The 16,050-nt window shown below is 67.9% G+C and carries 14 protein-coding genes; 6 read left to right on the top strand and 8 right to left on the bottom strand.

What is annotated here, in order from left to right; all coding sequences use genetic code 11:
- Positions 1 to 265 precede the first annotated feature (265 nt).
- A complete protein-coding gene (locus tag FHW94_RS16880) occupies positions 266 to 2,461 on the bottom strand; it encodes a polysaccharide biosynthesis tyrosine autokinase (protein ID WP_168556963.1) in 2,196 nt (731 codons plus the stop codon).
- A 491-nt stretch (positions 2,462 to 2,952) separates the two neighbouring features.
- Between FHW94_RS16880 and FHW94_RS16885 the strand changes: the two genes are divergently transcribed.
- The 3 genes from FHW94_RS16885 (at position 2,953) to FHW94_RS16895 (ending at position 4,829) form a co-directional block, all read left to right on the top strand.
- Positions 2,953 to 3,582: a polysaccharide biosynthesis/export family protein gene (locus FHW94_RS16885; RefSeq protein WP_349237539.1), complete on the top strand. Its 630-nt coding sequence runs from the start codon at positions 2,953 to 2,955 to the stop codon at positions 3,580 to 3,582.
- Between the two features lie 120 nt (positions 3,583 to 3,702).
- On the top strand, positions 3,703 to 4,137 hold the full coding sequence (locus FHW94_RS16890; protein WP_168556964.1) for a YbjQ family protein: 435 nt from the start codon (positions 3,703 to 3,705) through the stop codon (positions 4,135 to 4,137).
- Between the two features lie 35 nt (positions 4,138 to 4,172).
- Complete coding sequence (locus FHW94_RS16895; RefSeq protein ID WP_168556965.1) at positions 4,173 to 4,829, top strand: hypothetical protein; 657 nt, start codon at positions 4,173 to 4,175, stop codon at positions 4,827 to 4,829.
- Between the two features lie 175 nt (positions 4,830 to 5,004).
- Here FHW94_RS16895 and hutU read toward each other — a convergent pair whose 3' ends face one another.
- The 4 genes from hutU to hutI are packed head-to-tail and all read right to left on the bottom strand — an operon-like array spanning position 5,005 to position 10,194.
- Positions 5,005 to 6,672 (bottom strand): urocanate hydratase, encoded by a 1,668-nt coding sequence (gene hutU, locus FHW94_RS16900; protein WP_168556966.1) that lies wholly within the window; start codon positions 6,670 to 6,672, stop codon positions 5,005 to 5,007.
- A gap of 2 nt (positions 6,673 to 6,674) precedes the next feature.
- A complete protein-coding gene (hutG, locus tag FHW94_RS16905) occupies positions 6,675 to 7,469 on the bottom strand; it encodes an N-formylglutamate deformylase (protein WP_168556967.1) in 795 nt (264 codons plus the stop codon).
- Positions 7,469 to 8,998 carry a histidine ammonia-lyase gene (hutH, locus tag FHW94_RS16910; RefSeq protein ID WP_168556968.1) on the bottom strand — a complete coding sequence of 510 codons (1,530 nt, stop codon included), beginning with the start codon at positions 8,996 to 8,998 and terminating at the stop codon, positions 7,469 to 7,471. Before hutH ends, hutG begins: the two co-directional genes overlap by 1 nt.
- Complete coding sequence (gene hutI, locus FHW94_RS16915; RefSeq protein WP_168556969.1) at positions 8,995 to 10,194, bottom strand: imidazolonepropionase; 1,200 nt, start codon at positions 10,192 to 10,194, stop codon at positions 8,995 to 8,997. The genes hutH and hutI overlap by 4 nt, the downstream gene beginning before the upstream one ends.
- A gap of 62 nt (positions 10,195 to 10,256) precedes the next feature.
- On the opposite strand from hutI, the gene FHW94_RS16920 reads away from it, so the two are divergent.
- Entirely contained in the window at positions 10,257 to 11,633 is a 1,377-nt protein-coding gene (locus FHW94_RS16920; RefSeq protein WP_168556970.1) for a formimidoylglutamate deiminase, read from the top strand.
- 84 nt (positions 11,634 to 11,717) lie between these two features.
- Here the strand turns inward: FHW94_RS16920 and FHW94_RS16925 are convergent, their stop codons facing one another.
- From FHW94_RS16925 to FHW94_RS16935, 3 genes are all read right to left on the bottom strand, one after another.
- Entirely contained in the window at positions 11,718 to 13,088 is a 1,371-nt protein-coding gene (locus FHW94_RS16925) for a phospholipid carrier-dependent glycosyltransferase (protein WP_246866218.1), read from the bottom strand.
- An 18-nt stretch (positions 13,089 to 13,106) separates the two neighbouring features.
- The gene (locus FHW94_RS16930) at positions 13,107 to 14,054 is read right to left on the bottom strand and encodes an intradiol ring-cleavage dioxygenase (protein WP_168556972.1); all 948 of its coding nucleotides are present in this window, start codon (positions 14,052 to 14,054) and stop codon (positions 13,107 to 13,109) included.
- An 86-nt stretch (positions 14,055 to 14,140) separates the two neighbouring features.
- Positions 14,141 to 14,905: a response regulator gene (locus tag FHW94_RS16935; RefSeq protein ID WP_168556973.1), complete on the bottom strand. Its 765-nt coding sequence runs from the start codon at positions 14,903 to 14,905 to the stop codon at positions 14,141 to 14,143.
- Between the two features lie 225 nt (positions 14,906 to 15,130).
- Here FHW94_RS16935 and FHW94_RS16940 point away from each other — a divergent pair, with 225 nt between their 5' ends.
- Positions 15,131 to 15,736, top strand: a complete 606-nt coding sequence (locus FHW94_RS16940; RefSeq protein WP_168556974.1) for a lytic transglycosylase domain-containing protein — start codon at positions 15,131 to 15,133, stop codon at positions 15,734 to 15,736.
- The gene (locus FHW94_RS16945) at positions 15,733 to 16,050 is read left to right on the top strand and encodes a TrbC/VirB2 family protein (protein ID WP_168556975.1); all 318 of its coding nucleotides are present in this window, start codon (positions 15,733 to 15,735) and stop codon (positions 16,048 to 16,050) included. The genes FHW94_RS16940 and FHW94_RS16945 overlap by 4 nt, the downstream gene beginning before the upstream one ends.

Consider the following 16,050-nt stretch of genomic DNA (forward strand, 5'->3'; position numbering starts at 1 on the left):
CTGCGCCAGCCGGCTGGTCGCCGGCCGGGATCTTGTCCGCATCGGTGCCAGTGCGGCGGGGTGGTCGGCCAACGGTTCGAACAGGGGCAGCGCGGCGGGCAGGGGCAGGGCGGTAACCTGTTCATCCACTGCCGCTGCGGCCGGTGCACCGTTTTCGCCGGGTGTAGCGCTGCCAGCCTCCTCTGCCGCCGGGGCCATGGCCCGGCTTCCCGCGAGGGCGGGCGCGGCCGGGCCAGGCACCCGGCCGGGGGACGGGCGCCGCCGCTCAGGCATAGTAGCTCTCATAGCTGCGGTAGAACGCGGTCTCGCCATAGTCGAAGCGCGGCTGCTTGCGCATGTCCACCCGTGTCATCGCCACGCCGGCCAGTTGCACCCGGTCGATCGGCAGCAGGCGCAGGGCCGCACGCAACGCCTGTTCCGGCGTCTTGCGCCAGCGCACCACGAAGACCGAGGCATCGGCCTTGCCCAGCAGCAACCGCGCGTCGGCAATCGGCAGCACCGGGGCGGTGTCGATGATCACGGCGTCGAACCGTTCGCGCGCCGTGGCCAGCAGGCGGTCCATTTCCTCGCCGGTCATCAGTTCGGAACGATCGGTGTTCTCGGCCGAGAGCGGCAGGATGGACAGCCCGGTCGCCGGGTCGACCACCATGGCGTCATCGAGCGAGGCCGTGCCATGCAGCACTTCCATCAGGCCGGGCCGCCCTTCGCCGCCGCGCAGGAAACGGCTCACGCCCTGGCGCCGCAGGTCACCATCGATCAGCAGGATGCGATCGCCCGCTGCCGCCATTGATCGGGCCAGGCAGATCGACGTGGTGGTCTTGCCTTCTTCCGGCAGGGCCGAGGTGATGGCGATGATCCGCGCTTCGGTGGTGTTCATCGCGATCGAGGCGCGCAGCGAACGGAAACTTTCGGCAAAGACCGAGCGTGGGTCTTCCAGCAAGGCGCTTGCCGGCACGCGCTCGCCGCGCTTGGCCACCGATTGCAGCGTGGGAATGGCGCAAAGATAGCGCACGCCCAGGCGTTCCTCAATGTCTTCGCCGGTGGTCAGGCCGGTGAAGGTCATTTCGGTCAGGAACGCCGTGGCAATGCCAAGGCCCGTGCCGAGTGCCAGGGCCAGCACTGCGTTGATCAACACATGCGGGCTGCTTGGATTGCGGGGCACGTCTGCCCGGTGCAGCATATCGGCGTCGGCCTGCTCGGTGCCTTCGCGCGCGGTCAATTCCTTGTAGCGGTTGAGATAGCTTTCATAGAGCGCGTTGGAGGTTTCCGCCCGCTTTTCCAGGTCGTTGAGCCCCACCATCGCGGCGTTGTTCTGTTCCAGCATGCCGCGCGAGGCATTGAGCGATCCCGCCAGAGAAGACAGGCGCTGCTGCGAAACACGAGCCTTGGCTTCCAGGCTGGCCAGCACGCGTTGCGTTTCGGCCGCGATCTGGCGGTTCACCGCCTCAAGCTGGGCCCTGGCGCGCAGCACATCCGGGTGTTGCGGGCCATAGCGCGAGGAAAGCGCGGCAAATTCACCCGCCAGCCCGGCTTGCTGCGCGCGCATCTGGCCAATCACGGGGGAAAGCGAGGCTTCGCCCACGCCGCCGCTGCCGCCGGCCTGCAACTGTCGCTGCGCCGCTTCCAGCCGTGCGGCGTCTTCGCTGGCCTGCGCGCGGGCTGCGGTCACTTCCTGGTTGTAGGAAGAGATTTCCTGCTCGGTCAGCGTGCCTTGCGTGGTGCTCAGCAGGTTGTGGGCAATGCGATAACGCTGCACGGCGGCGCTGTCGGCCAGGGCCTGCTGGCGCAGCTGTTCCAGCCGGTTGGCGATCACCGAGGTGGTTTCGCGCGCACCGCTGCGCTTGTTCTCCAGCGCGCCCAGCGTGTATTGCTCGGCAAAGGCATTGGCGATGCGTGCCGCCTCTTGCGGATCGCGGCTGTCGAACGTGATCGCGATGCCATAGGTGGTGCCGATGCGTTGTGCCGTCACGTTCTTGCTCAGGTAGCGGATCGCTGCCTCCCGCGAACTTTGCTGCGCGGTGCCGGCCTTGCCCGCGGCATTGCCCGCCTCGGGCGCAAAGCGCGGGTCGCGCGCCAGGCCCAGGGCATCGGCCACCGCGGCGGTGTTGGTTTCCGAAGTGATGACCGACACTTGCGTGTCTACAAAGCTTTCGCTGGGGATCGCAGGCTGATCGGCGCGGTCGTTGGTGCTGGTGGGGGCAACGGGCTGCAGCTTGCTGTTCAGCGTCACTTCGGCGCGGGCCTGGTAGGTGCGCGGTTGCAGCGCGGTGATCACCATGCCGATCGCCAGCACCCCCAGCAAAACCCCCAGGAACACGCCGATGCGCCGGCGGAACATGGCGAGAAGACGCCTGAGATCGATACGATCGGTCGCTGCCGCGCTGTTGGCGCGCGGCTCGGCCGGCGTTGCCGGCATGATGCCGGCTGGCGCGCGATAAAAGTCGATTGCGGTGTTCACCATTGCCCCCTTCGGCCAGTCAAGGTTTCCACCCGGCAGGCAGGCAAGGGCGGCATTTCTGCCCCATCAGCCGTTGCCCGTTCCCGGTATGACCTCAGCCTGTGGCCGTTCGCCCGCGCAAGGAAGGCCAAGCATATCCGCAGCGGAGCAATAGCACGGCCCGCAGCAAGGCGCCCCGCGGCCTTGCCCGTACGGGGCCGCCGGGGGGTGCGGGGAACGGGGCAGGGAGGGGTGGGGCCTGCGGGTCGGCTATCGGTAAATTACCGTATGCCACCGGAAAATTGCGTAGGGATTGCCCGCATGTACCGGGCCCATGCGCAGGGCGTCGGATGGCGCCGTGCCCGCCTGGGTAAGCCCTTCGCTGACGCCCTTGGGGCGATTCGGATCGCTCCGGAATGCCTCCAAGTCGGAGCCTTCATCCCGGCCCGCTCCATTGTCTTCACGCCGCCCCGGCATAGAACAACAGGGAAACGAACGCACACGGAGGGTGTAACGTGATTCCCCAGATCAATCTTGGCCAGCCGCGCCACGGGCCACAGGCCTGGCGCTTTCGCCCCGCCGCCGCACTGGCCACCGCTCTCGCACTTGCCCTGGCGCTGCCCGGTTGCGCGGGTGCCCCGGCCCAGCCGCTGTCCGTGGCAGACCAGGCCGCCGGCCTTGCTGGTTATCGCGTCGGCGCGGGGGACAAGCTGCGCATCACGGTGTTCAACGAACCCACGCTGACGGGGGAATACAACGTCACCTCAACCGGCGCCGTGGCCTTTCCGTTGATCGGCATGGTCCAGGCGGGCAACCGCACGATCGAGGACGTCACGCATGAGATCACGGGCCGCCTGTCGGGCGCCTATGTCAACGATCCGCGTGTCAGCGTCGAAGTGCTCAACTATCGCCCGTTCTACATCCTGGGCGAAGTGAACAAGCCGGGCGAGTACCCTTACGCCTCGGGCCTCACTGTCGACCAGGCCATCGCCAAGGCGGGCGGCTTCACCTATCGCGCCAATGAAAAGACCGCGTTCCTGCGCCGGCAAACATCGGGCGGCGAACGCAGCATCTTGCTGCGCGGTGGCACCCCCGTTGCCGTGCTGCCGGGAGACACGATCCGCGTGGGCGAGCGCTATTTCTGAGCCGATTGCGCGCGACGGCCAAAATGGCTGCAAATTGAAAGTTTTGGAAACTTGACGAAACATATGCCGCCTTTATCGTGCCCGGCGCGGCCAAGAGACGGCCGAAAAACGACGGGGGATATGATGTCGGGACGGGGTGTTTCGTGCAAGGCGATGATGCTTGCCGGGTTTTTGATGGTGACGCCGGCGCATGCCGCAGAACCCGCTGTCGACGCCAAGGCTGCCGATGCCAAGGTGGCGGCCAACGCCGAATTCGGCGTGCCGGTTTTTCCCTATGATATCACCGATCGCCCTTACAAGGTGCTTGGCGAGGTGAAGGCTGGCGTGCGCAAGGCCACCGTGTTCAGCAAGGCGCCCAGCCAGGGCAAGGTCTATCGGGAGCTGTGGGAACGGGCGCAGAAGCTGGGCGCCGACGCGGTGGTCAAGGCCACCTATGGCGATCCGCACATGACTGCGTTCAGCTGGGGCTCGGTCAGCGCGTCGGGCGTGGCGGTCAAGTTTCTCGCGCCTGGCGAAGCTGCGCCTGCGCAGCCTGCCCCGCCCCCCGCGCAGTGACCTTTCGCACGGCTGCGGCGCAATGCCGCACGGCCATGACGCTGGTTTGCGCCGGCGTCATGGCGATGACGGGTATTGACCAGGCGGCGGGCAGGGACGCTGTCGCGGCGCAGGCCGGGGCAGTACCGGCGGCTGCGGCGGCAAACGAATCTGCTCCTGCGGCCTCGGCGGCCAATGCGGGGCAATCACCGCCCGCCACGGCGGTGCCGTCACCGGGTGCAAACGCGGCGGTGGTGCCGGGCCTTGCGGTGGGAACGCCATTGCAGCTCATGCTGCTGAACGAGGTGACGAGCCGCACCGCACATGCTGGCGACCGTTTCAAGCTGCGCGTCAACGAAGCGATCGTGCTCGACGGGGTCACGGTCGTTCCTGTCGGCACGCTCGCCTGGGGCGAAGTGGTGACGCAGCAGGCCAATGGCGCTGCCGGCAAAAGCGGCCGGCTCGGCGCGCAACTGCTTTATCTCGACATGCCAACTGGCCGTGTGCCGCTGGAGGGCAAGATTGCCCGCAAGGGCGATGGCAACGCCGGCGGCGTGCTCATGGCGGTTGTCGGCTTTGGGGTCTTTGGCCTGCTGGCGCAAGGAGACAGCGCGCGCCTGCGGGCCGGTGATATCTTCATCGGAACCGTTGCCCGGAGTTTTCCGCCAGAGCCGGCGAACGTGCCGGCTGCCCAACCGGCGGCGGCGCACTAAGGCGCGATGACAAAAAGTGGGAACCGGTTTTCTGTAAAAAAATCGCGCGAACACAAAAATTTGGAGCACGAGGGCGTTTCAACGAAACGTGATCATGCTCCAAGGCCGATCGAGATGCCAACCACGCCGATCAGCGGGCAAGCCTTTGCGCGGCGCAAAGGCTTGCCCTTGGCGTTCAGCCCAGGATACCCGGCAGGTCCAGCCCCTTTTCGCGGGCGCATTCCTGCGCGATGGCGTAGCCGGCGTCGGCATGGCGCATCACGCCGGTGGCCGGGTCGTTCCACAGCACGCGTTCCAGGCGGCGGGCGGCTTCGGGGGTGCCGTCGGCCACGATCACCATGCCTGAATGCTGCGAATAGCCCATGCCCACGCCGCCGCCATGGTGCAGCGAAACCCAGGTCGCGCCGCTGGCGCAGTTGAGCAGGGCGTTGAGCAGCGGCCAGTCGGACACCGCATCCGATCCGTCCTGCATGGCTTCGGTCTCGCGATTGGGGCTGGCGACCGAGCCACTGTCGAGATGGTCACGCCCGATCACCACCGGGGCTTTCAATTCGCCGCTGGCCACCATTTCGTTGAACGCGAGGCCAAGGCGGTGGCGGTCGCCCAGGCCCACCCAGCAGATCCGCGCCGGCAGGCCCTGGAAGTGAATCCGCTCGCGCGCCATGTCCAGCCAGTTGTGCAGGTGGGCGTTATCGGGCAGCAGTTCCTTCACCTTCTGGTCGGTCTTGTAGATGTCTTCGGGATCGCCCGAGAGCGCCGCCCAGCGGAACGGGCCGATGCCCCGGCAGAACAGCGGGCGGATGTAGGCCGGCACGAAACCGGGGAAATCGAACGCGTTTCCAACCCCTTCGTCCAGCGCGACCTGGCGGATGTTGTTGCCATAGTCCGTGGTCGGCACGCCACGCGCCTGGAACCCCAGCATGGCGCGCACATGGGTGGCCATGCTGGCCCGGGCCGCACGGGCCACGGCCTGGGGGTCGCGCTCGCGCTTTTCGATCCATTCGGCCACCGTCCAGCCGGCGGGCAGATAGCCGTTGATCGGATCGTGCGCGCTGGTCTGGTCGGTGAGCAGGTCGGGCAGGATGCCGGCTTCCAGCATTTGCGGCAGAATTTCCGCGGCATTGCCGAGCAGGCCTACCGACACAGGCTTCCTTTCGGCGCAGGACTGGCGAATGATCGCCATGGCTTCGTCCAGCGTTTCGGCGGCGTGGTCGAGGTATCCGGTGCGCAGGCGCATTTCGATGCGGCTGCGCTGGCATTCGATGGCCAGGCAAGAAGCGCCAGCCATCACGGCGGCCAGCGGCTGCGCGCCGCCCATGCCGCCCAGGCCCGCCGTCAGCAGCCATTTGCCCGAAAGATCGCCGCCGTGGTGCTGGCGCCCCATTTCCACGAAGGTTTCATAGGTGCCCTGCACGATCCCTTGCGTGCCGATATAGATCCACGAACCCGCGGTCATCTGGCCGTACATGGCCAGGCCTTTGCGATCCAATTCGTTGAAATGCTCCCAATTGGCCCATTGCGGCACCAGGTTGGAATTGGCGATCAGCACGCGCGGCGCATCGGCATGGGTGCGGAACACCCCCACCGGCTTGCCCGATTGCACCAGCAGGGTCTGATCGTGCTCCAGCCGGCGCAGGGTTTCCACGATCTTGTCATAGCTTTCCCAGTCGCGCGCGGCGCGGCCGATCCCGCCATAGACCACCAGTTCCTGCGGGTTTTCCGCCACATCGGGGTGCAGGTTGTTCATCAACATGCGCAGGGGCGCTTCGGTGAGCCAGGATTTGGCGGTCAGTTCGGTGCCAGTCGCGGGGCGGATCACGCGGCTGTTGTCGATACGGGTCATCGTCATTCTCCGGCAAAGGCAAGGCAGGCGCTGAGCACGCGCTTGAGGATCGGTTGCAGGTGGGCAAGGCGCGCCGGGTCTGGCCGGGGCGGCCAGTTTTTGGGCGTGGGTTCAAGCGGTTCGGCCAGATAGCCGCGCATCGCCAGTTCCATCTGCACGGCATGGATGCCCGCGTCGGGCGCGCCGTGGTGGCGCGTGGTCCAACCGCCCTTGAAGCGGCCGTTGACCACGTGGCTTTCCCCGCTGGCGGCGCAGACAGCGGCCACCGCGCGCTCCAGTTCGGGGGCACAGGATCGCCCATCGTTGGTGCCGATATTGAACAGCGGCAATTCCCCATCGAACAGGCGCGGCACCCGGCTGCGGATAGAATGGGCATCATAAAGAACGACTTGCGGATTAATGGAACGAAGCCGTTCCATTTCCGCGCGCAAAGCTGCGTGATAGGGTGCGTGCCAGGTTTGCCGGCGGCGGGCGATCTCCGTATCATCAAGCGGAGTGGGGATCAGCGGTTCGCCGTCGAAGGTCGTTTCCGGGCAGAGGCCGGTGGTGGCCATGCCGGGATAGAGCGAGGCGCCTGAAGGATCGCGGTTGGCGTCGATCACGCTGCGCGACACGCGCGTGGCAACCAGCGTGGCACCCAGATCGCGGGCAAAGCCGTAGACTTCGTCGATCCACCAGTCGGTGTCGCGCCGGGCCAGCCAGTCCGAACCGAACGCGCAGCCGGCCAGATCGGTGCCGCCGTGGGGAAAGGCGACGATCAACGGCGCGGTGCCGCGATGGATCGTCAGCCAATCCATCAGCCCAGCACCGGCAGATCGAGCGGGCAGGCCGCCAGCACGGCGCCGCTTTCCACCAAGCCGCGCGCCAGGGCGATGTCGGGCGCGAAGTGGCGGTCTTCCACCAGCGGCGGCACAGCCCCGCGCAGCATGGCGCGCACGGTTTCCAGCGCGTCGCTCGACCGCAATGGGGCATGAAATTCGATGCCCTGCACGGCGGCGAGCAGTTCCAGGCCAAGGATCGCGTCGAGATTGCCGGCCATGTCCAGCAGGCGGCGCGCGCCGTGGGCGGCCATCGAGACATGGTCTTCCTGGTTGGCCGACGTGGGAATGGAATCGACGCTGCACGGCGCTGCGCGCTGCTTGTTTTCCGAAACCAGCGCGGCGGCGGTCACTTGCGGGATCATGAAGCCCGAATGGAGGCCGGGCAGCGGGGTGAGGAACGCAGGCAGGCCTGACAGCGCAGGATCGACCAGCATGGCGAGGCGCCGTTCGGAAAGAGAGCCGATTTCGGCCAGGGCCAGCGCGATCATGTCGGCGGCAAAGGCCACCGGCTCGGCATGGAAATTCCCGCCCGAAAGGGCTTCGTCGGCCTCGGGGAAAATCAGCGGGTTATCGGTGACGCCGTTGGCTTCGATTTCCAGCGTGCGCGCGGCCTGGCGCAGAATGTCGAGCGCCGCGCCCATCACTTGCGGCTGGCAGCGCAGGCAATAGGGGTCCTGCACGCGCGGATCGTCCACCGCGTGGCTGGCGCGGATCGCGCTGCCGGCCATCAGCGCGCGCAGCGCGGCGGCGGTTTCAATCTGGCCGCCGTGGCCGCGCAGCGCATGGATGCGTTGGTCGAACGGCGTATCGGTGCCGCGCGCCGCCTCGGTGGAGAGCGCGCCCGTCACCAGCCCAGTGGCGAGCAAGCGTTCGGCGGCGAACAGGCCGGCGAGGGCATTGGCGGTGGAAAACTGCGTGCCGTTGAGCAGGGCCAGACCTTCCTTGGGGCCAAGCGCTACGGGTGCAAGGCCATGATCGGCCAGCGCCTGCGCCGCCGGTACGGCCAGGCCGTTCACCAGGATTTCGCCCACACCTAGCATCGTCGCGGTCATGTGCGCCAAGGGGGCCAGATCGCCGCTGGCGCCCACCGAACCTTGGCACGGCACCACCGGCACGAGGCCGCGCGCCAGCATGGCTTCGAGCAGGCGCACGGTTTCCTCGCGCACGCCCGAGGCGCCCTGGGCCAGGCTGGCGAGCTTGAGCGCCATCATCAGCCGCACCACGGGAATGGGCGAGGGGGCGCCGGTGCCGGCGGCATGGCTGAGCACGATATTGCGTTGCAGGGCGGCGAGATCGTGATCAGCGATACGCACGCTGGCCAGCTTGCCGAAGCCGGTATTGATGCCATAGACCGCCTCGCCCTTGGCCAGGATGCGTGCCACGGCGGCGGCGCTGGCGGCGATCGCCGGCCAGGCCGCGTCATGCAGCGCCACATCGGCGCCGGCATGGATCGCGCGCCAATCGGCCAGCGTCGCGGCGCCGGGGGTGAGGACGATAGGGCTCATTTTCCACTCCAGATGCGGGCATGGAGCGGCGCGGCGCCCATCCCGTGAACAAGATCGGCGGGGCGCGCGATATTCCAGATCGCCAGGTCTGCCCGCTGGCCGGGCAAGAGCTGGCCGACGGTGCCGGCAAGGCCGAGCGCGCGGGCGGCATGGACGGTGGCGCCCATCAGGCATTCTTCCACTGTCAGCCCAAACAGCGTGGCACCCATGTTCATCGCCAGCAGCAGCGCGGTGAGCGGCGATGTGCCCGGGTTGCAATCGGTGGCGATCGCCATGGGCACGCCGGCCGCGCGCAAGGCGGCGATCGGCGGCTTCATGGTTTCGCGCATGAAATAGAACGCGCCGGGCAGCAGCATGGCCACGGTGCCGCTCTTGGCCATGGCGGCAACGCCAGCGTCATCAAGGTGTTCGAGATGATCGGCGCAGAGCGCCCCATGCCCGGCCGCCAGGGCCGCTCCACCCAGGTTGGATAGCTGTTCGGCATGCAGGCGCATCGGCAGACCCAGGGCGCGGGCGGCGTGGAACAGGCGATCGACTTGTGCGGGGGAAAAGGCGATGCCCTCGCAAAAGGCATCGACGGCATCGACCAGCCCTTCGCCCGCCAGCGTGGGCAGCCAATGATCGGCCAGCTCTGCGATATAGCCGTCCGCATCCCCGGCCCATTCGGGCGGCAGGGCATGCGCGCCCAGGAACGTGGTAACGACATGAACCGGGCGCACCATGCCCAGCATGCGCGCGGCGCGCAGCATCGTGCGTTCGGCATCGAGCGTCAGGCCATAGCCCGACTTGATCTCGATCGTGGTGACGCCTTGCGCCAGCAGGGCATCGAGGCGGGGCAGGGCCTGCGCCACCAGACCATCGACACTGGCGCCGCGCGTGGCGCGCACCGTGGCCATGATCCCACCGCCGGCGCGGGCAATGTCCTCATAGGTGGCGCCGGCCAGGCGTGCTTCCCATTCGTCCGACCGGTTGCCGGCAAAGACCAGGTGGGTGTGCGCGTCGATCAGGCCGGGCGTGATCCAGCGGCCCTGGCAATCGACGGTTTGGGCCGCCTGGAAAGTGGGTGCTGCCGCAGCCGGCCCGGCATAGGTGATCATGCCATTGCGCGCGGCCACCACGCCATTTTCGATCATGCCCAGCGCCGGCCCGGCCATGGTGGCGAGGCGTGCATTGGTCCAGATCGTGTCGCACTGCATGGCGCTTGGTCCTTGCCGGGGGAGCAATAATGTATATACATAATCGGGCAAGGAGCCTGGCGATGCAAGCGGATTCTGAAAGCCTGTTGTTCGATGCGGCGTGGCTGCCTGCCGGCTGGGCGCGCGATGTGCGGCTGATCCTGGCCGATGGCCGGATTGCTGCCATCGAACCCGATGCGGTGCCACGACCGGGCGAAGAGCGGCACGGCTGGGTGCTGCCCGGCCTGCCCAACCTGCACAGCCATGCATTCCAGCGCGCGATGGCCGGCCTGGCGGAGCGGCGCGGGCCGGGCGCCGACAGTTTCTGGACCTGGCGCGAGGCGATGTACCGCTTTGTCGGCCAGATCACGCCCGATGATCTCTTGGCCATTGCGGCGCAGGCGCAGGTGGAAATGCTGGAGTCCGGTTTCACCCGCGTGGGCGAGTTCCATTACCTGCACCACGATGCGGCCGGGCGCCCCTTTGCCGATCCGGCGCAGATGGGCGCGGCCGTGGTGGCCGCCGCGCAGGAAACCGGCATCGGCCTGACGCTGCTGCCGGTGCTTTATGCGCACAGCGGCTTTGGCGGGCAGGCGCCGGGAGCGGGGCAGGCGCGCTTTATCAACGACGTGGACCAGTTTGCGCGCCTGCTCGACGCCACGCGCCGCCACGCCGCCGCGCTGCCCGATGCGGTGGTGGGCGTGGCACCACACAGCCTGCGCGCGGTGGCGCCCGCCCAGCTGGCGCAAGTGCCCGCCCTGGCGCACGGTGCGCCGATCCACATTCACATTGCCGAGCAAGTCAAGGAAGTGGAGGACTGCCTGGCGTGGAGCGGGCAGCGCCCGGTGGAATGGCTGCTCGACCATGCAGCGGTCGATGCCCAATGGTGCCTGGTCCACGCCACCCACATGACGCCGGCCGAAACGCTGGCCCTGGCGTCCAGCGGCGCCGTGGCGGGGCTATGCCCGATTACCGAGGCGAACCTGGGCGATGGCCTGTTTCCGGCCGGCGTCTTCCTGGCCGCAGGCGGGCGCATCGGCGTGGGCAGCGATTCCAACGTGCGGATCGATGCGGCCGAGGAACTGCGCGTGCTGGAATATGGCCAGCGCCTGGCTCATCGCGGGCGTGCCGTGCTGGCGTCAGGCCCGGGCGCAAGCACCGGTGAAACGCTCCTGGGCGCGAGCCTGGCGGGCGGCGTACAGGCGCTGGGCCAGGCTGCATCCTCCGCGCTGGCCGTGGGGCAAGTGGCCGATCTGGTCAGCCTCGATCCTGCGCATCCGGCGCTGGCGGGCCACGGCCCGGCAAGCGCGATCGACGCCTGGATCTTTGCCGGTGGCACTGCCGCGATCGACGGGGTGTGGCGCGGCGGCCGGCACGTGGTGCGAGAAGGCCGCCATCACGCGCGCGATGCCATTGCCGCGCGTTATCGCGCGACGATCGCCGATCTAATGGCGCGATAGCACCCCGCCCGAGAGCGCCAGCAGCACAAAGGCGAACAGGAACCACAGCAGCCAACCGGGCGAACGTTGCCGATCCATGGGCGGTCAGGGGCGCATCGACGGCTGTGGGGCCGGACCACAATCGGGCAGGAATACCTGGCAATATTCGCGCGGCACCGGCAGGGCGAGCGCCATCGGCATGGCCGCCAGGCCATAGGCGAGTGCGATGGGCACTGCGGGATAGAGCCGCCGCGCCGGCCAACCGCGCTCGTGCCACGCGGCGGCGAGCAGGGCATGGCCCACGACCAGCGGCAGGAAATAGTGGTACGTGTACATGACGCGCTGCCCGTCGAGCCAGACCAGGCTGCCCATCGCCAAGACCCACCCACACAACAGCACCACCGTCGCTGGCGCGGCGCGACGGGCCAGCAGATTGCCGAGCGCCAGGATCACGCCGGCCAGCGCCATGATCCAGCCCGGCAAATTGGGCACCACGCCGATCGCGCGCAGGCTGTTGCCGCGCGCATCCCAGCGATAGGTGGTGGCACCCATGCCCAGCAGCCATTGCCAGGGATGGGTGGCGTTGGCGTCGCGGCGCGCCATGCCGGCCAAGTCATCGCGCATGAACGCGGCGTAATCCGTGCCATAGGTGATCATCGCGCGCGGTGCGGGCAGCATGGCATAGGTGATGCTGGCATGGCGCGCGTCGATCGCCCCGGCGGGCGTGCCCTTGTCGGGCGGAAGGGGCGCGATCGCCAGCATCGTGGCCAGGGTCAGCGCCAGCACGGCCAAAGCCGCCGTCACGCTCGCCACGAGCCGCGCGCCTGCCATGCCAAGGCTTTGTTTGGGGCAGAACGCCAGGAAAAGGCCCAGCGGGGCCAGCGCCAGGGCATTGGCCCGCACCAGCGCCGCCGCCATCAGCAACCCGCCAAAGCCGGCGCTCCACCCGGCGCTGGCGCCCGGTGCCAGCCCGCGTACCAGGCACAGCAGCGCGCCAAGGAAGAGCGGCAGTTGCAAGCCATCGAGCTGCGCCGCGCGGGCTTGCGCCACGATGGCCGGGTCGCCGGCAAAGACCAGCGCGAGGGCAAGCGACAGGCCCGTGTGGCCCGTGAGCGCTGCCAGCAGCAGGAACAGCAGCCCCGCGGCGAGCACGGCACCCCCTGCGCTGGCCAGGCGCGGCCCCGCATAGTCGAACGGATCGGGCATCATCTCTGCCCGCGCGCTGCGGGTGGCGGCGATGATCCGCCATTCGGCTTGGGCATTGCCGCCCGCCAGCCAGTCTCCACCGGCCGGCAGCATCAGCCCGAGCGGAGGATGCGAGGCGAACTGGATGCGCCCCTCGTGCAGGCGCGCGATGGCGGGCAGGTAATAGGCTTCGTCCCAGATCGGCGCGCGCACGGCGCCGAGGCGCGGCAGAAGCAGCGCGGCCGCCACCCCCAGCACGGCCACCAGGGCAATCGTGCGCGCGCGATCCATGGCGATCACTCGGTTGGCTTACTGGGCGATGCCGATCACCACCGACCCGGTATAGCCGGCCGAGACGCTGCCGGTGAGCGACGGAGTCATTTGCGCCAACTGGGCCGAAGTGTTGTCGCCGAACACATTGTCGCTGGACAGCGAGATGGCGGCATAGTTGGCAATGCTCGCGCTATAGAGCGAACTGCCGTTGAACACGACGGTGTTGACCGCGGCGGGCATGGCCATCTGCGAAATCAGGGAGGCGGTCTTGCCGGTGCTGCTGCTGGTGAGCCCGTCGAGGAACACTTCGAAATGGATGTGCGGCCAGCGCCCGGAATAGCAGGCCGGGTAGATCGTGGTGAACGTCACTTCCCCGTTCGAATCGGTAACCTGCACCCCGCGCAGGTAGCTTTCGGTGGTGACGCCGCTGGAATAGAGCGAATAGAGGCCGGCCGCGTTGCAATGCCAGACATAGATCGCCGCGCCGGAAATGGCGGCGCAGGCGTTGTTCACGTCAACCAGCTTGAGCGTGATGGTGAGCATCACGCCCTGGGCGGTAGTAGTGGAGGAAATGAAGCTGGAGCGGATGTCGCTGCGCACGATACCGCTTTGCGTGAGCACGTTGGATGTCGATCCGCTCGACGTGTTGGTGCCGTCGGCCGGATAGGGGCCGTTGGTTTCGGTGGGATCGGCAATGCAGGTATCGGTGCTGGTGCTCGAACTGCTGCTGCTGGACGAAGACGACGTGCTCGAACTGCTCGACGCGGTGGAGGAAGAGGACGAGGAACTGGACGAGGAGGACGACGATGACGAGCCGTCCCCATCGCCACAGGCGGCCAGCAACGACGTGGTGGCAGCCGAACCCAGCAGGGCCAGGGCCCGGCGCCGGCCCATCAGGCGGGCCATGAGCACCAGGTCTTCGTGCAGGCCATGGCCGTGGGCCGGGCCGGCGGTGTCGTCATGCGGGGGGTGATCGTGTGCCATTGACAAGAAATCCGGTGAACTGCGCCGGGCGTCTGTCGCAGCCGGCTGGGACGCTCACCGTGGAAAAGGATTGTAACGGCGGAATTTCAGGCAGATTTCGGAAGACTTGCAGTTTGGCTGGTGACGCTGGGCACGAACAGATAGCCTTCGTTGCGCATCGTGCGAATGATGTCGGCACCGCCTTCGCCCTCGGCCAGCTTGCGGCGCAGGCGGCTGAGTTGCACGTCGATCGCGCGGTCGAACTGTTCGCTTTCGGTCCCGCGGGACCAATCGAGCAACTGGTCGCGGCTGAGCACGCGGCGGGGGTGTTCGGCAAAGGCGCGCAGCAGGCGGAATTCGCCATCGGTCAAGGCGATCAGGCGCCCTGCCGGATCGTGCAGCAGCCGCTGCCCCATGTCGAGCCGCCAGCCGGCAAAGCACAGGCACGGCCCGGTGCCATCGGCTGCCGCGGTCGGGGCCGCCGGCGCATCGTTGGCCGCCGCGGCAGCGGGGCGGCGCAGCACGGCGCGGATGCGGGCCAGCAATTCGCGCGGGTTGCACGGCTTGGCCAGGTAATCGGCCGCGCCCATTTCCAGGCCGACGATGCGATCGACATCGCTGCCCACGGCGCTGAGCATGATCACCGGCGGTGCATCGGCGCCCAGCTGGCGCAGCGCGGAAAGGCCGTCTTCGCGCGGCATCATCACGTCGAGCACGATGAGATCGAAGGTCTCGCGCGCCATCTGGTCGCGCATGTCGGCCGGATCGGCTGCCGTCGCGATGGAAAAGCCGTGCTTTTCCAGAAATTCGCCGATCAGCGTGCGGATACCTTCGTCATCATCAACGATCAGGATGCGCGTCGCAAAGTCCATGGGCTTGATGTCTAGTAGCATTACGCGGCCATAGAAAGCCTTCGTAGCCGGTGAATTTCACCGATTTCGACCAGTTGCGGCTGGTTGCAACGCGCTGCAATCCGCGTGCAATCCACGTGAAATTCGCCGGCAACAGCCCCCGCCCAGACAATGGTGATGCGACATCGAATCACACCATGGCCGCGCCGCAGGGCGTGGGCACTGGCTGGCCCCCTGCTGCCGGCCATGCTGGCGCTGCCCCAGGCAGCGCGCGCCGATGTTTTCGAGATCACCGCGGGCGGCACGATGAGGGCACGCAGCGGTGCAGGGGCCGTTCACTGGGCTGGAGTCGATGTCGCAGCCGCCCAGCCCAGTGACGGCCCCGAACAAATCGACGGTGCCGTGCCTTTCGGGTCGCAAGCCGAGGCGCTGACGGTTCCGGGCAATGCGCTCTCGCCGCTGGCATGGCGCGAGCACCTGGCGGCTGCGGCACAGGCAGCAGCGATCAGCCCTGCCTTGCTGGAGGCGCTGGTGTGGCAGGAAAGCCGCTGGCACCCGCAAGCGGTCTCTTCGGCCGGGGCCGTGGGCCTGGGCCAGTTGATGCCCGGCACCGCGCGCACGCTGGGCGTGAACCCCCGCGATCCGGTGGCCAACCTGCGCGCCAGCGCGCGGTATCTGAAAGCCCTGCTGGATCGCTTTGGTGGGAACATCGAATGGGCACTGGCGGCCTACAACGCCGGGCCAGAGCGCGTGGCCCGGGCCGGCGGCGTGCCGGCGATTGCCGAAACCCGCGCCTATGTGCGCGCCGTGATGGGGCGCTTGAACGCCAATCTTGCCGGAGTTTCCCGATGAAAGTCCTGTCTCAACGTCTTGTCCTTGCCGCGCTGCCCTGGTCCGTGCTGGCCACCCCCGCCCATGCGGCGGGCAGCGGCGGGCCGGCCGGCTCCGGCCCGATCGTGTCGGCGCTGGGCTGGCTGCGCGATACCCTGCTGGGCCAGGTCGCGACCACCGTGGCGGTGATTGCCGTGGCCATGGTGGGCTTCATGATGCTGACAGGCCGGCTGAACTGGCGCTTTGGCGCCACGGTCATCGTCGGCTGCTTCATCCTGTTCGGTTCGGCAGCGATCGTGGCGGGCATCCAGTCTGCCGCGGGCGCGGCGGGCTGA

The sequence above is a fragment of the Novosphingobium sp. SG720 genome, assembly GCF_012275365.1.
In the GTDB taxonomy this organism is placed as follows: Bacteria; Pseudomonadota; Alphaproteobacteria; order Sphingomonadales; family Sphingomonadaceae; genus Novosphingobium; species Novosphingobium rhizosphaerae.

Excerpts from the sequence above, each read along its gene's own strand:
- FHW94_RS16945 (WP_168556975.1), top strand. The coding sequence starts at position 15,733 with ATGAAAGTCCTGTCTCAACGTCTTGTCCTTGCCGCGCTGCCCTGGTCC.
- FHW94_RS16890 (WP_168556964.1), top strand. The coding sequence starts at position 3,703 with ATGATGTCGGGACGGGGTGTTTCGTGCAAGGCGATGATGCTTGCCGGG.
- FHW94_RS16935 (WP_168556973.1), bottom strand. The coding sequence starts at position 14,905 with ATGGACTTTGCGACGCGCATCCTGATCGTTGATGATGACGAAGGTATC.
- hutU (WP_168556966.1), bottom strand. The coding sequence starts at position 6,672 with ATGACCCGTATCGACAACAGCCGCGTGATCCGCCCCGCGACTGGCACC.
- FHW94_RS16925 (WP_246866218.1), bottom strand. The coding sequence starts at position 13,088 with ATGGATCGCGCGCGCACGATTGCCCTGGTGGCCGTGCTGGGGGTGGCG.
- FHW94_RS16940 (WP_168556974.1), top strand. The coding sequence starts at position 15,131 with ATGCTGGCGCTGCCCCAGGCAGCGCGCGCCGATGTTTTCGAGATCACC.
- hutI (WP_168556969.1), bottom strand. The coding sequence starts at position 10,194 with ATGCAGTGCGACACGATCTGGACCAATGCACGCCTCGCCACCATGGCC.
- FHW94_RS16880 (WP_168556963.1), bottom strand. The coding sequence starts at position 2,461 with ATGGTGAACACCGCAATCGACTTTTATCGCGCGCCAGCCGGCATCATG.
- FHW94_RS16930 (WP_168556972.1), bottom strand. The coding sequence starts at position 14,054 with ATGGCACACGATCACCCCCCGCATGACGACACCGCCGGCCCGGCCCAC.
- hutH (WP_168556968.1), bottom strand. The coding sequence starts at position 8,998 with ATGAGCCCTATCGTCCTCACCCCCGGCGCCGCGACGCTGGCCGATTGG.
- FHW94_RS16920 (WP_168556970.1), top strand. The coding sequence starts at position 10,257 with ATGCAAGCGGATTCTGAAAGCCTGTTGTTCGATGCGGCGTGGCTGCCT.
- hutG (WP_168556967.1), bottom strand. The coding sequence starts at position 7,469 with ATGGATTGGCTGACGATCCATCGCGGCACCGCGCCGTTGATCGTCGCC.
- FHW94_RS16895 (WP_168556965.1), top strand. The coding sequence starts at position 4,173 with ATGACGCTGGTTTGCGCCGGCGTCATGGCGATGACGGGTATTGACCAG.